The following is a 14049-nucleotide window of genomic DNA, read 5'->3' as shown; positions in this document are numbered from 1 at the left end:
CACCCACTGCTACCGCATCAGCTTCGTCTCGCGGTCGCCGCGCGATCGAGCGCCACGTCAACATTCCGCGATACAACTCCACATCGATCTCCGCCCATCGCTCCGAATCGCGTCGCAACGACTCACTGTCCATTGTCGTCCGCAGACCGGCCGCCAAACTGAATCGACTCCGCAATCGCGGCTAAACGCATCCATTCCCTTCCTCGCTGCGTAAATCCCCTCAAGGACGCGCAACCCCGCCACACCCGACTGACCAACCGCGCGCCCCGACCAGGAGACGCGCCCATGCCCCATTCCGCACCGACCTCACCACTACCGCGCGGCTCGCGGGTCGCGGTCATCGGCGCCGGCATTTCGGGTCTGGCCAGTGCGTATCTGCTGGCGCGCAATCATCGGGTCACGCTATTCGAATCGGCCGGCTACCTGGGCGGCCATACCAACACGGTGGACGTCACGCTCGACGGCCACACGCACCCCGTCGACACCGGCTTCCTGGTGTTCAACGACCGCACCTATCCGAACCTGATCGCGCTGTTCGCCGAACTGGGCGTGCAATCGCATCCGAGCGACATGACCTTCTCGGTCTCGCTCGACGAAGGCCGCCTCGAATGGGCCGGCACCAGTCTGAACACGGTGTTCGCGCAGCGCCGCAACCTGTTGTCGCCGACCTTCATCGGCATGCTGCGCGACATCATGCGTTTTAACGGCAGCGCGCAACGCAACCTCGAACTGGCGATTCAAACGCGCGCGTCGATGGGCGAACTACTGACCGAAGGCGGCTACGGCGGCGCGTTCCAGCGTCAATATCTGCTGCCGATGGCCGCCGCGATCTGGTCGAGTGCCACCGCCGACATCCTCGCGTTCCCGGCCACCACCTTCTTGCGCTTCTGCCTGAACCACGCGCTGCTGCAGGTGAATCGCCGGCCGCAGTGGAAGACCGTGGTCGGCGGCGGTCGGGAGTACGTACAGCGCCTTACGAGCACGCTCGACGACGTTCGCATCGGCACGGCAGTCCACGCCGTGCGGCGCGACGCGGACGGTGTCGACGTGTTCACGGAGAACGGCACGGAACGCTTCGACGCGCTGGTGCTCGCCACTCACGCGCCGACCACACTGCGGTTGCTGGAAGACGCCGATCAGGACGAGCGCGGCGTGCTCGCGGCGGTGCGCTATCAACCGAACGTCGCGGTACTGCACACGGACACGAACCTGCTGCCGCGTCGTCAGCGCGTATGGTCGGCGTGGAATTACCTGGGCAGCCGCAGTATCGACGGCATGCATCCGGTGTGCGTCAGTTATCTGGTTAATCAGTTGCAGCCGCTGCCATTCAGGACGCCGCTCGTCGTCACGCTCAATCCGGTGACCCAGCCGGCGCCGGGCACCGAACTGCGCCGCTTCGTCTACGACCATCCGCTGTTCGATCTGGCCGCGATCGACGCGCAGCATCGTCTGCCTTCACTGCAGGGCAAGCGCCGTACGTGGTTCGCGGGCGCATGGACGGGCTATGGTTTTCACGAGGACGGTCTGAAATCGGCGCTGCGCGTTGCCGCCGATTTCGACGCATCGCCGCCGTGGGCCAGGCTATGAAACCGCCGAGCGACAGCGATAGCGACATTGCCGCCTCGATTCCGGCAGCCTGGCTTCTGACCGGCAAGGTGATGCACGAGCGACTGCGGCCAAAACATCATCGCTTCACGTATCCGGTGTTTTACGTGCGCTGCGACCTGGATCGACTGGCCTCGCTCGATAGCGGCTGGTTCGGCATCGACCGATGGCGGCCGCTCAGCCTGTACCGGCGCGACCACGGTCCGCGCGACGGCCGCGACCTCGCCACCTGGATGCGCGAGCAACTATCGGCCGCGGGCGTCGAAGAAGCGAACGGCCGGATCTGGTTGCAAGCTTTCCCACGCGTGTTCGGCTACGCGTTCAATCCGGTCAGTTTCTGGTTCTGTCACGACCGCGACGGCCGGTTGCGCGCGCTGCTTGCCGAAGTGCGCAACACATTCGGCGAGCGCCACAGCTATCTGCTCAGCGCAAACGGCAACGCGCCGATCGCCGCGAATACGCGGCTCATGTGCCGCAAAGTGCTGCACGTGTCGCCGTTTTGCCGTGTGGAAGGCGGCTACACCTTTCGCGTGAGGGAAGCTTCCAACAGCGCGTCGGTCTCGATCGATTATCACGACGCCGACGGTCTGTTGATCCGCACCGCACTGGGCGGCCGCCTGACGCCGCTAACAGGCGCGAGCGCGCTCGCCGCGCTGCTGCGTCAGCCGCTGCTGACCGTTGGTGTCATCGCGAGAATTCACTGGCAGGCCTTGCGCCTTGCTCTCAAGAAAGTGCCGTTTCACGGCAAGCATCCCGCGCCGGCCCGCACCGGCGACGCGCCCACCGACCACGCCGCAGCCGGCCGACCATCCGCCGCCGCGCGCCCCATTTCGTCCGATTGAGGAGATTCAGCCATGGCGCTTTCAAGAACCCTGAGCGGGCACCAAACCGCCCCCGCGTCAGGCCGTCTCTTTCTCTCGTTGCTCGAACGGGTCCAGGTGGGGCATCTGGTCCTGATCACGCCCGACGGTCAACAGCGCGTGTTCGGCGATCCGCACGCGGCGCCCGGCGCGCGCCTGGAGTTGCGTGACTGGCGCGCGTGCGGCGCGATTCTGCGCAAAGGCGACATTGGTTTCGCGGACGCGTGGCGCGCCTTCTGGGTCGATACGCCCGACCTGGCCGCGCTGCTGCGCGTCGCGATCCGCAACGAGCGTGCGCTGCAACGCACGGTGTATGGCGGCTGGCTCGCGCAACTCTGGTATGGGCTGCGCCATAAGCTGAGGCCGAACACGCGTTCGGGCAGCCGGCGCAATATTCACGCGCATTACGACATCGGCAACGCGTTTTACGCGCAGTGGCTCGACGCGAGCTTCACCTATTCGAGCGCGGTGTTCGACGGCAATGTCCATCAATCACTCGAAGACGCGCAGCGTGCGAAGTATCAACGGATCGTCGATACGCTCGGTTTGCGCGAAGGCATGCGCATTCTGGAAATCGGCTGCGGGTGGGGCGGGTTTGCGATGCACGCGGCGCGTCTGGGCATCCACGTGCATGGCGTGACGATCTCGCCGGCACAACTCGAATTCGCGCAGCAGCGCGTGAACGAAGCAGGCCTGAGCGATCGCGTGCAACTCGAATTGCGCGACTACCGCGGCTTGACCGGTCAGTACGACAGCATCGTATCGATCGAAATGTTCGAGGCCGTCGGCGAAAAATTCTGGCCGGCGTACTTTCGCATTCTGCGCGAACGTCTGCGGCCGGGCGCTCGCGCGCTGGTGCAAACCATCACGATCGACGACTCGCATTTTGCCGCTTATCGAGCGACGAGCGACTTTATCCGCGAGTTCATCTTCCCAGGCGGCATGTTGCCGAGTCCGCAGCGTTTCACGGAAGCCGCGCGGCGTTGCAAGCTCGTGACGCGCACGTCGCTCTCTTTTGGCCGCGATTATGGGGAGACCTTGCGCCGCTGGCGCAGCGCGTTCGAAGCGCAACTCGACACGATCCGCACACAAGGCTTCGACGAGATTTTCGTGCGCACGTGGCGCCTATATCTGGCGTATTGCGAAGCCGGCTTCGACGAAGGGCGCACGGACGTGATGCAGTTCGTGCTCTTGAAGGCCGACTGACGTGCGCGCGTTCACCGCTCTCGCGCTGATGTTGTGGGCAAGCGCCGCCTGCGCCGACTGGCGCGGCGATGTGCAATCCGCGCAACTCGTCGGCGAAGGCGATTTCAGCGTGTTCGGCTTCCGGCTCTATCGCGCGCAGATGTGGAGCGAACGCGTGCCGGTCGATTACGACGAACGCTTCGCGCTGCACATCGTCTACGCGCGCGGCATCAAGCGCGAGCGCCTCGCGGACACCGGTATCAGCGAGATCAAACGCCTGGCTGCCGCGCCGATTCCGGCCGATACACTGGAACGCTGGCGCGCGGACATGCTGCAGGCCTTCGTGGATGTCGGCCCCGGCGATCAGTTGAGCGCGGTGTATCTGCCGGACCAAGGCGTGCGTTTCTATGTCGGCGACCGCATGACCGGCGAGTTCGACGATCCCGCGTTCGCGCGCGCATTCTTCGGCATCTGGCTCGATCCGTCGACGCGCGCGCCTATTTTACGCAAGCAATTGCTGGGCACGGCGGCGCGGTAGCCGAATTCGCGCGCTGCCGGCGCATTTGATAAACGTCGCCTTGCACATCACCCGCACCGTCACGCGAACGCCGCGCTTCATTGTTCGTCTGCTTGTGGATAAACCCGCTCGCATCGTCGAGCACGGGTGCAAAGCCGCGCAACGGCCCGGCAAACGCGCCCATCAGCAGCGCGTGCCCGACGCGCGGATAGTGCTTCACTTCGACATCCGCGTCGCCCAATGCACGCAGTTTCGCCGCTAGCCTATCGGTGTTGCCCGGATCGACGGTGGTATCGCGCTGGCCTGCCGCGAGGAAGATCGGCGGCTCGTCGCCAGCGACAAAGTTGATCGGCTGACTCGCGGCGCGCAACGCGGGCGGGAAGATTTCCTCGAGCGTGGCGTCGTGCAAGGGCAAAAAATCATACGGGCCGGCCAGGCCGATCACACCGCCGATATCGCTTTTGCTCATTTGCTGCGCGGCGAGATAGCGGCCGTCGGTGGCGAGCAGCATCACGATATGCGCGCCCGCCGAATGTCCCATCAGGAAGATTCGCGACGAGTCGCAGCCGAACTCGGCCGCGTGGTCGCGTGCCCAGCGCACGGCCGTGGCCGCATCGTCGACGAAGCCGGGGAAGGCGGTGTCGGGCCACGTCCGATAGTCCGGTAGCACGGCGACGAAGCCGCGCGACGCCAGCGCCGCGCCGACGAACAGGTAGCTGTTGCGCGAGCCGGTCTGCCAACTGCCGCCGTAGAAGAACACCACGACCGGGCGGCCGTGTGAAGCGGCTGGCGGCGCGTCGGTGGTGGGCACGTAGACGTCGAGTTTCTGGCGCAGCGCGTTGCCGTAAGCCAGGCCGTTCTCGGCCCGGAAATGTTTGTGCAATACGGCGGCGTTGAGCACGCCGGCGGCGCTGCAGCCGCCGAGAGCGGCGAGCGCCAACGCGGCGGTCAAGGTAAGCAGGCGTCGAGGCATGAGAGTCGGATCCGTTCGAAGAGATGCTTTCGAACCATGTACGCGTGAATCCCGAAAGCGGATGCAGGCAGTGCTTGGCGCTGCGAGCGGATGCATCGATAAGTCATGCTGATTTGTCGCCGGACTCCGGCATGGCTATGCTCCTCAAATGGTTCGCATACCCAATGTCGCGGACATCTGCTGTTCACGCGATGCGACGACCCAAAGACGCGCACGCAAGAGCCTCCATTCTTCCGAGCAAAACGTCGCAACGAAATCCCCGGCGCGGCGAGTCTGGCGCGGCTCGCCGAGGCTCGGCGGCGATCCTCTGTACAATTGGCCGATCGATTTGAACATCGACCTCCCATTCGACCCACATCGACCGAATTCATGGCCATTACCTACAAGACTCCCGACGACATCGCCAAGCTGCGCATTTCCGGCCGCCTCGCGGCCGACGTGCTGGCGATGATCGGCGAGCACGTCAAGGCCGGTGTCTCCACCGAAGAGCTGGACGCACTGTGCAACGACTACATTGTCAATACGCAAAAGTCGATTCCGGCAAATGTCGGCTATTTGGGTTTTCCGAAGACCGTGTGCACCTCGGTCAACTCGGTGGTGTGCCACGGCATTCCGAATCGCGGCGAGATCCTGAAAGACGGCGACATCATCAATATCGACGTCGCGATCATCAAGGACGGCTACTTCGGCGACACGAGCCGCATGTATTGCGTCGGCCAGCCGAGCACGGTGGCGCGCCAGCTGATCGACACGACCTATGAAGCGATGCTTGCCGGCATCCGCGAAGTAAAGCCGGGCGCCACGCTCGGCGACGTGGGCCATGCGATTCAGAAGGTGGCGCAGCGCGACGGCTTCTCGATCGTGCGCGACTATTGCGGGCACGGCATCGGCAAGGTCTACCACGAAGACCCGCAAGTGCTGCACTACGGCCAGCCGGGGCAGGGCGTGCGTCTGAAGACGGGCATGGTCTTCACGATCGAGCCGATGATCAACGCCGGCCGCGCGGGCACCGCGGTGCAACGCGACGGCTGGACCGTGGTCACCAAGGACCGCTCGCTGTCGGCGCAATGGGAACATATGATCGCCGTGACCGACGACGGCTATGAACTGCTGACACCGTGGCCGGACGGCACCGGTAGCTACGAAGCGCCATGACCATGCATGGCGTGTACTGCGTCCGGCGCATGCGCCGCAGGCAGGCGCGCGGCATGCTGCTGAGTCTGGATATGCTCCATATGTAGCCTCCAAAGGGGACTTCCTGCGGCGCGCGCCACATTCCGGTAAAGAATGATTTGACTCTCGCGCCGGTTCGGTTAAAGCTACGCCTTAGGGTTTCAAGGGGTTTTCGTCTGCATGAGTCCGTCATTGACCGTTCGCCGTATCGCCGCTGATCAGGGCGCCGTTTTCCGCGAACTCCGTACTGCGTCGCTGCGGGAGGCACCCTATGCCTTCGGCGCCACGCTCGAGGACGCGTTGTCGGCCGACGCCGCCAGTTTCGACGCCACCGCCGCGGATCACGCGGTTTCCTTCATCATCACCACCTTCATCCTCTACACCGAGGGCCATCCAGCGGGACTGATCGAAGCGCACTTCGACGACACCGCGGCGCGCCGCGCATTCGTTTGCGAACTGTGGGTGGCGCCGGCCGTGCGTCATCTGCGGGGCGGCGAGCTGCTGGTCGATTCGGCCGCCGCGTGGCTCTCGAATGAAGGCGCCACGGAAATCTACGCGTGGGTCGCCGACGCCAACCGCAACGCCATGCGCTTTTACGAGGCGCTCGGCTTCGGTCCGACCGGCGAGCATCGGCGCGTCATGCGCGCACCGGACCAGGCCGAAAGCCTGCTGGTGCGACATGTGCCGACCACGTCCCAGGTGTTTCAGCAGTGATCTCGCGAGCGGCGCAACAGTCTGCCGCTCGATTCCCTTCCGCGTCTCTTCAGCGTTTGTCGCCGGGTCATCGGCGCGATGCGCGGCCTGAATGGCCGCTGCGAGGCCGTCGCGTTGCCTGTGCAGGGCCGCGTCGTCATCGTGGCGGCCCGTTCTCCCGGCAAAAAAGCTGGCCGCGCGCGTCGACGCCTGTAAAATACGCAAAATTTTTTGCCGAACGCTATGTCGCCCAAGAAATCGCCCTTTTTCGAACTTCGCAGCGGCTCTGTCGACACGCTCCTGTTCGTGGTCAAGACAACCGACCTCGACGCCATGCGTGCCGAACTGACCCGGCGCTTCGAGGCGACCCCCGAATTTTTCGCTAACGACGTCGTCGCGATCGATGTGCGCCGTCTCGCCGAGAACGAACGCGTGCCGCTCGCCGACATCGCGCAACTGCTCGACAGCGTGCGCATGCGTCCGGTCGGCGTGGTCGCCAACGCGCAGCAGACGTGGGCTGCGGAGTCGCAGTTGCCGCTTCTGGAAGCTCGTGACCGCCGCGGCGCCGCCGCGAAATCCGCAGACGAAGACAGCGCCAACGCCGCCGCAGCGGCGCCGGTCGTCACCGCCGCCACGGCCACGCCGCCGGCCGATCTGTTCGAGCTCGCCGCCGGCACGCCGGAAAACGGCACACCGGCCACGGCCGCCGCCGTCGAACCCGCTCCCGCCGCGGAGCCGGTGCGTCTTGCCACGTCGTCGCAAACCATGGTGGTCGACAAGCCGCTGCGCTCCGGCCAGCGCATTTATGCCAAGGGCGACCTGGTGGTGCTCGGGCTCGTGAGCTACGGCGCCGAAGTGATCGCGGAAGGCAACATCCATATTTACGCGCCGCTGCGCGGCCGGGCTTTGGCCGGCGTGCAGGGCAATCACGATGCGCGCATTTTCTGCACGTGTCTCGAGCCGGAACTCATCTCGATCGCAGGCATCTATCGAACGACTGAGAACCCATTGCCGGCCGACGTGCTCGGCAAGCCGGTGCAGATCTGGCTCGAAGAAGAAAAGTTGATGATCGAACCGCTGCGGCTCACGTAAGCGACGTGAAGCGCGCTGCCTCGATCGATCTGAGGCACGCTGCGTTTCACGGCAAATATGGCCGCGCATAATTGACGAATTTGACGAACACAAGGTAAGGGTAATGGCAAAAATCATTGTGGTGACTTCGGGCAAGGGTGGCGTGGGCAAGACGACCACGAGCGCGAGTTTTGCATCGGCCCTCGCTCTGCGTGGCAGCAAAACCGCCGTGATCGACTTCGACGTCGGCCTGCGTAACCTCGACCTCATCATGGGTTGTGAACGCCGCGTGGTGTATGACCTGATCAATGTGATCCAGGGCGAAGCCAATCTGAACCAGGCGCTCATCAAGGACAAGAAGTGCGAGAACCTCTTTATCCTGCCGGCCTCGCAGACGCGTGACAAAGACGCCCTGACGATGGAAGGCGTCGAGAAGGTCATCAACGATCTGATCGCGATGGACTTCGAATTCATCGTCTGCGATTCGCCGGCCGGTATCGAATCGGGCGCGCTGCTCGCCATGCATTTCGCCGACGAAGCGCTGATCGTGACGAATCCAGAAGTCTCGTCGGTGCGCGACTCGGACCGCATCCTCGGCATTCTGTCGTCGAAGACTAAGCGCGCAATCGAAAGCAAGGAACCGATCAAGGAACACCTGCTGATCACCCGCTACAACCCCAAGCGCGTCAGCGAAGGCGAAATGCTGTCGCTGACCGATATCCAGGAAATCCTGCGCATCGATCTGATCGGCGTGATTCCGGAATCGGAAGCGGTGCTGCACGCATCGAACCAGGGCTTGCCGGCGGTGCATCTGGACGGCACCGATGTGGCCGAAGCCTATAAAGACGTCGTGTCGCGTTTCCTCGGCGAGCAGAAGTCGCTTCGCTTTACCGACTACCAGAAGCCCGGGCTGCTGCAGCGCCTCTTCGGCACCAAGTAAGGGGAGCGCACGTAATGTCGATTCTTTCGTTTTTGCTGGGCGAGAAGAAGAAGTCCGCGTCGGTAGCGAAGGAACGCCTGCAGTTGATCATCGCGCATGAGCGCGCCGGCGGCCATGCGCCTGCCGATTACCTGCCTGCGTTGCAACGCGAATTGGTGGCCGTGATCTCGAAGTACGTGAAGATTTCCAATGACGATATTCGCGTGAGTCTCGAACGTCAGGACGATCTCGAAGTGCTCGAGGTCAAGATCGAAATACCGCAGGCCTGATCGCTTAAAGCCTGTTTCCTCTCGCGGCCGGTTTCTTATGACGTGCTGCGCGCTTCGCTGCGTTGCGTCGAGATGACGTGACGCAGAGTGGTGCGCGAGCGCGCCGCGCTGTTGTGCCGCTTCGTTATTCCCACTTCCTCATTGTTCGTGCGCGCGTGCATGGGCTTGCTCGCGCGCGTCGACCGTGCGTCGAAATAATCCGTTGCACTTCAGCGTGCGGCGTTACACGCCCGCAGTCAGCCGCTTTGTTCCCTCGCGCATTAAACGCGTAATGCCGCCTTCGGTGTTCACCTACAGAGGGAAAACATGAACAAGACCTTTCGTTTGCTGCTTGCCAACACCGTATTGATCGCCGCCGGCGCAGCCGCTGTGGCATCGGCTTCGGCCGCGGAAGTCGTCGTGATCGCGCCGTCCGCGCCGCCGCCGGTGCGCTACGAAGCCGTGCCGGCGCCGCGTGTCGGCTACGTGTGGGATCACGGTCATTGGCGCTGGGATCACGGCCGCTATGTGTGGGTCGGCGGTCACTGGCAAGCCGAACGTGTCGGCTATCACTGGGTGCCGGGCCACTGGGTCGCGCACGGTCCGAACTATCACTGGGTTCAAGGTCACTGGGCGTAACGCTACGGACTTACGCAGTGCGCGGCGCGGCGCGGTGAATACCGCGTGTGCCGTCCCTTCCATTTCGACAAGCGCAGACAAATGCAGGCGCCGCGCACGCACTCGGCGTAGCGCTCGCCCGCGCGCGCTTCAGGAAACCATGTGATGAAAAAGAATCTGCTTCTGATCGCCGTGCTGGCGGTCATGCTGGCCGGCTGCGTCGTCGTGCCGGCGCGGCCGGTGTATCTGCGCGCGCCGGCCGTCGTCGTTTACTGACGCGGTGTGCCGCGGTCGGTGTCTTCGGCTGGCGGCTCACCATCGGCTCGCCCAGCGGCCGGACCGGGCGCGTTGACCTGCGGAGCGCTGCCGCTGGCGTGTTCGGCAGGCGGCTCGCTATCGGCTCTCTCCACAACCGGAGCGGGCGCGTCGACTTGCGGAGCGCCGCCATCGGCATCTTCGGCAGACGGCTCGCCGTCAACTTGCGCCGCGGCCGGATCTGTCGGTTCGACGTCCGGCATTTCTGGCGTCGGCGCGGGCGCAGGTTGCGGCAGTGGCGCCATATAGCGCGCCGCCAGCGCCTCGTACAGCGGCGGCGCGAACAGGCGCGACACGCGGCTCGAAATCAACGCGGTGGCCATCAGCGAGATCACCAACGCGTGGCCGTTGATCATCTCCATCACGATCACGAACGAGGTGATCGGCGACTGCGTGACGGCGGCCAGATAGCCGACCATGCCGAGCGCGATCAGCATCGGCAGATCCATCGAGCCGAACACCCTGTGCAGCAGATTGCCGAAGCCCGCGCCGATCGCCAGCGACGGCGCGAAGATGCCGCCCGGAATGCCCGGCAGGTAAGAGCCGACCAACGAGATCATTTTCAAGAACGGGTAGAAGACGGACGACTGCACGTGCCCGTCGAGCAAGCCGCGCGCTTCCGCGTAGCCGCTGCCGAAAGTCGTGCCGCCGGAAATCAGGCCGACCACCGCGATCACCAAACCGCACAGCGCGGCGAACGCAACCGGCCGCTCGCTATGCAACTGACGCAGCGGCGCCGGAATCCAGCGCGCGGTATTCAACAGCAGCCAGTCGAACAAACCGCCCGCAAGCCCGGTGACGACGGCAGTGAGCGGCACCGCGAGCGCCAGCAGATCGGGAAAGTTCGCGCCGATCTGAATCGTGCCGAAATAGGTGTAGTTGCCATTGACGCCGAGTGCGATCACGCCGGCGATGATGATCGCGGTGATCAGCACGCCGCTCGCGCGCGCCTCGAAGCTGCGCGTCAATTCCTCGATCGCGAAGACGATGCCGGCGAGCGGCGTATTGAACGCCGCGGACAGACCCGCCGCCGCGCCGGCCAGCACCAGTTGCCGCTCGATCAGCGCATTCGAACGTGGATAGAGCCGGCGCAGATTGAACATCAGCGCGGCGCCGACCTGCACGGTCGGTCCTTCGCGGCCGATCGTCAAGCCGCCGAGAATCGCCAGAAACGACACGGCGATCTTGCCGAACAGAATTCGAAACGACAGAAGCCGCGCGCCGTATTCGCTGGGTTTCGAGTGAAGAGTGGCGATGACCTGCGGAATGCCGCTGCCTTCGGCGCCGCGGAAGAATTTGCGCGTGAGCCAGACGGCGAGCGCCGTGACCGCGGGCGTGATGATCAAGGGCGCCCACCCGTGCCGTTGCTGCACGGAGTGGAACTCGCTGTAGCCCCAGTCGATCAGTCTCGCGTACAGCACCGCGACGAGCCCGACCGCAATCGCGCCGAGCCAGAAGATGCCATATTGGCGCCAGAGTCGCTTCGCGCGTCGAACGATGGCGGAAGATCGGAGCGGGATGGGCCGGGACATGAGCGAGTGTTGTCGCAAAGGGTGCAGTATAAGGCGCGCCGGGCCCGTAAACCGATATGAAAGTATTTTGAAGTGGTGTAAAAGGGCTGCGTGAAAGGGGCTGGACGTAACCGCCGTATTGATGACCGATAGACGCGCTGACTCGCTCGGCAATGATTATCCTGTTGGTCGGCTAAAATGCTTGGATGTTCGAACAACTGACAGGTCTTTAATGAAGCGAGTCCTTATCGTCAAGGTCACTTCGCTCGGCGATATCGTGCAGGCCCTGCCGGTGGTCGCCGATATCAAGCGCGCGTTTCCTGGCGTTCAGGTGGATTGGGCCGCCGACGAAGCATTCGCCGAAGTGGTGCACTGGAGCGAGAACGTGGACCGCGTGTTGTGCGCGCCGTTGCGCCGCTTCAAGAAAGCGCGCCGCTGGGCCGATTTCAAATCGATCTGGGCGTCCATCGCCGAACTGCGCGCCTATCGCTACGATTTCATCATCGACATTCAGGGCGTGTACAAGAGCGCGATCATTGCGTTTCTGGCGCGCTCGTCGCGGCGCATCGGCTACCGGGCTCCGGATCTGGGGGAGCAGGGCGCCGCGTTCGCTTATACCGGGCGATTCGGCCCGCGTCCGAAATGCAATGCGTGGCATGGCATGCGCATCAGCGCGGGCGAGGCGCTAGGCTATGAAATAGAAGGCCCGGCGGTCTTCAATCTGCGGCTGCCGGAGCCGGCCGGGCTTCCCTTCGAGCCGAACGGCGCACCGGTCGCGGCGTTTTTTCACGCCACCTCGAAAGACGACAAGAAATGGCCGGTAGGCCATTGGGTGGCGATCGGCCGCGAGTTGGCGCAGCGCGGTTTTCAACTGGTGCTGCCGTGGGGCTCGGAAGGCGAGCGCCTCGAAGCGGAGCAGATCGCGTCGCAATTGCCGGGCGCGACCGTCCTGCCGAAACTGAGCGTGACGGAAATCGCGCAGATGATCGACGCGTGCTCGCTCGTGGTCGGCACCGACACCGGCTTCGTCCATCTCGCGCACGCGCTGCAGAAGCGCACCGTGATGATCTTCGTGGCGACCCCGCCGTCGCATTACGGCATCGAATCACCGTTCCGCTCCATTTCCATCGGCGACGGCCAGTCAGTGCCGCCCATCAGCGCCGCGCTCGAGGCGATCGACTACGTTCACACCGAGGCGCATGACGTCGCCGTGCAGCACGGCTCCGCTGGCGTCTGAGCGTGCCTTCTCGCGGCGCGGTCTTGCGCAATCGTTTGCTCGAAAAGAAAAGAGGCGTGACGCGCAGTCCGCTCAAGCAAATGAGCGCTGCCTCGTAACGCCTCCGAAAACGCCCGTGTCGGGGAACAGCGGGCGGAGAGGAATCGTTGCAAACAACACATCCGGGTACGCACTGAGCGGTGACCACGCACACGCGCTCAGTGTTGACGCGACGACCGCCGCCTGGCGGTCCGCCGGGTTCATCTCTGGTTCATCTGCCGGGTATGGGTGCGAATGTCCGCACGGTTTCGTGCGGCACTTCGGCTTCCCCACAGCCGCCGATCCAAAAAGGCGTCGCGCATTACACGCCTGTTAAATCTGTCGCTTTTCGTTGAGCGCCTAATTGGCTACTCGCGCATTTTTCATGTCGCCAAAGGCGCCGGCGCGGTGCGCGCATTCGTAGGCACGCTATCCGGCATCTCTACCTTGCACCGCGCATGCGCCGCCAGCAAGGCACGCGCCGGACCGACACGTTCAAACCAGTATAGGCGGTGTTTTCCTCTGATGTGAATTCGTCGTGATCGCGCGCAGGACGCAGCGTGTCGCGCGCGTCGATCATGTAACACCTCGGTGATCTTCCCTTACAAATGGCAACGCTCGCGCAAGGCGCCGTCGTGTTCAATCGAGTCATTCGGGGTTTCGGCTCGAATGAATCTGACTCGACGGAGAACAAATATGAAACGCTTAATCTTGAGCCTGATCGCAGGCACGCTACTCGCAACGGCACTTGGCGGTTGCATCGTCGCGCCGGCACCGGGCTACTACGGCGGCGGTGGTTACTACCATCACGGCGGCTATTACTACCGTTAACGGTTCCGGCTGTAGCCGCGGCGCCTATAACGGCGCTGCGGTGCTGACCGTCAGTCAGGCCAGCAGCATTTCAAACGCGACGACCGCGGCAATGGCAGCGGCATTCGCAGCCAGCGCTTCCACGACGATACCTTTCCATGTCGCCGGCCGAAAGCGCAATGCAAGCAACAGCGAACAGAGCAGCGCCAGCGCAATGATCATCACGACATCCGCGTTGTGAAGATGAACGTTCATCCGTGCCTCCCTGCTACCTA

Annotated in this window: 16 protein-coding genes; 12 read left to right on the top strand and 4 right to left on the bottom strand. The window is 63.8% G+C overall.

Annotation, left to right across the window (positions count from 1 at the left end):
• Nucleotides 1-285: 285 nt before the first annotated feature.
• From P0D96_RS28845 to P0D96_RS28830, 4 genes are read left to right on the top strand one after another with little or no spacing between them, the layout of a single operon-like run.
• Nucleotides 286-1587: an NAD(P)/FAD-dependent oxidoreductase gene (locus tag P0D96_RS28845; RefSeq protein WP_408316837.1), complete on the top strand. Its 1302-nt coding sequence runs from the start codon at nucleotides 286-288 to the stop codon at nucleotides 1585-1587.
• Nucleotides 1584-2447: a DUF1365 domain-containing protein gene (locus tag P0D96_RS28840; protein ID WP_408316835.1), complete on the top strand. Its 864-nt coding sequence runs from the start codon at nucleotides 1584-1586 to the stop codon at nucleotides 2445-2447. The genes P0D96_RS28845 and P0D96_RS28840 overlap by 4 nt, the downstream gene beginning before the upstream one ends.
• Before the next feature lie 12 nt (nucleotides 2448-2459).
• Nucleotides 2460-3671, top strand: coding sequence for a class I SAM-dependent methyltransferase (locus P0D96_RS28835; protein WP_408316833.1), 1212 nt, complete (start codon nucleotides 2460-2462; stop codon nucleotides 3669-3671).
• 1 nt (nucleotide 3672) lies between these two features.
• Nucleotides 3673-4188, top strand: coding sequence for a chalcone isomerase family protein (locus P0D96_RS28830; RefSeq protein WP_408316831.1), 516 nt, complete (start codon nucleotides 3673-3675; stop codon nucleotides 4186-4188).
• Here the strand turns inward: P0D96_RS28830 and P0D96_RS28825 are convergent.
• Nucleotides 4148-5140 (bottom strand): alpha/beta hydrolase, encoded by a 993-nt coding sequence (locus P0D96_RS28825; protein WP_408316829.1) that lies wholly within the window; start codon nucleotides 5138-5140, stop codon nucleotides 4148-4150. The genes P0D96_RS28830 and P0D96_RS28825 overlap by 41 nt on opposite strands.
• Nucleotides 5141-5509: 369 nt before the next feature.
• On the opposite strand from P0D96_RS28825, the gene map reads away from it, so the two are divergent.
• From map to P0D96_RS28795, 6 genes are all read left to right on the top strand, one after another.
• Entirely contained in the window at nucleotides 5510-6295 is a 786-nt protein-coding gene (map, locus tag P0D96_RS28820) for a type I methionyl aminopeptidase (protein WP_408316827.1), read from the top strand.
• A 198-nt stretch (nucleotides 6296-6493) separates the two neighbouring features.
• Entirely contained in the window at nucleotides 6494-7027 is a 534-nt protein-coding gene (locus tag P0D96_RS28815; RefSeq protein ID WP_408180667.1) for a GNAT family N-acetyltransferase, read from the top strand.
• 222 nt (nucleotides 7028-7249) lie between these two features.
• On the top strand, nucleotides 7250-8098 hold the full coding sequence (gene minC, locus P0D96_RS28810) for a septum site-determining protein MinC (RefSeq protein WP_132375628.1): 849 nt from the start codon (nucleotides 7250-7252) through the stop codon (nucleotides 8096-8098).
• Nucleotides 8099-8201: 103 nt separating this feature from the next.
• Nucleotides 8202-9017, top strand: coding sequence for a septum site-determining protein MinD (gene minD / locus P0D96_RS28805; RefSeq protein WP_063495093.1), 816 nt, complete (start codon nucleotides 8202-8204; stop codon nucleotides 9015-9017).
• A gap of 14 nt (nucleotides 9018-9031) precedes the next feature.
• The gene (minE, locus tag P0D96_RS28800; RefSeq protein ID WP_091796304.1) at nucleotides 9032-9286 is read left to right on the top strand and encodes a cell division topological specificity factor MinE; all 255 of its coding nucleotides are present in this window, start codon (nucleotides 9032-9034) and stop codon (nucleotides 9284-9286) included.
• Between the two features lie 306 nt (nucleotides 9287-9592).
• Nucleotides 9593-9904 (top strand): hypothetical protein, encoded by a 312-nt coding sequence (locus P0D96_RS28795; RefSeq protein WP_408236262.1) that lies wholly within the window; start codon nucleotides 9593-9595, stop codon nucleotides 9902-9904.
• Nucleotides 9905-10152: 248 nt separating this feature from the next.
• Here the strand turns inward: P0D96_RS28795 and P0D96_RS28790 are convergent, their stop codons facing one another.
• Nucleotides 10153-11730, bottom strand: a complete 1578-nt coding sequence (locus P0D96_RS28790; RefSeq protein WP_408316825.1) for a chloride channel protein — start codon at nucleotides 11728-11730, stop codon at nucleotides 10153-10155.
• A 211-nt stretch (nucleotides 11731-11941) separates the two neighbouring features.
• Between P0D96_RS28790 and waaC the strand changes: the two genes are divergently transcribed.
• A complete protein-coding gene (gene waaC, locus P0D96_RS28785; RefSeq protein WP_408316823.1) occupies nucleotides 11942-12946 on the top strand; it encodes a lipopolysaccharide heptosyltransferase I in 1005 nt (334 codons plus the stop codon).
• A gap of 460 nt (nucleotides 12947-13406) precedes the next feature.
• Here the strand turns inward: waaC and P0D96_RS28780 are convergent, their stop codons facing one another.
• On the bottom strand, nucleotides 13407-13544 hold the full coding sequence (locus P0D96_RS28780; RefSeq protein WP_408316822.1) for a hypothetical protein: 138 nt from the start codon (nucleotides 13542-13544) through the stop codon (nucleotides 13407-13409).
• A gap of 116 nt (nucleotides 13545-13660) precedes the next feature.
• Between P0D96_RS28780 and P0D96_RS28775 the strand changes: the two genes are divergently transcribed.
• Nucleotides 13661-13795 (top strand): hypothetical protein, encoded by a 135-nt coding sequence (locus tag P0D96_RS28775; protein WP_012432108.1) that lies wholly within the window; start codon nucleotides 13661-13663, stop codon nucleotides 13793-13795.
• 54 nt (nucleotides 13796-13849) lie between these two features.
• Here P0D96_RS28775 and P0D96_RS28770 read toward each other — a convergent pair whose 3' ends face one another.
• Entirely contained in the window at nucleotides 13850-14029 is a 180-nt protein-coding gene (locus tag P0D96_RS28770) for a hypothetical protein (RefSeq protein WP_132375620.1), read from the bottom strand.
• Nucleotides 14030-14049 lie beyond the last annotated feature (20 nt).

Origin of the sequence: Paraburkholderia sp. RL17-347-BIC-D (genome assembly GCF_046027915.1) — a bacterium.
Taxonomy (GTDB): Bacteria; Pseudomonadota; Gammaproteobacteria; order Burkholderiales; family Burkholderiaceae; genus Paraburkholderia.
Note: the sequence above shows the minus strand (reverse complement) of the source record. Positions and strands in the feature narration are given on the sequence as shown.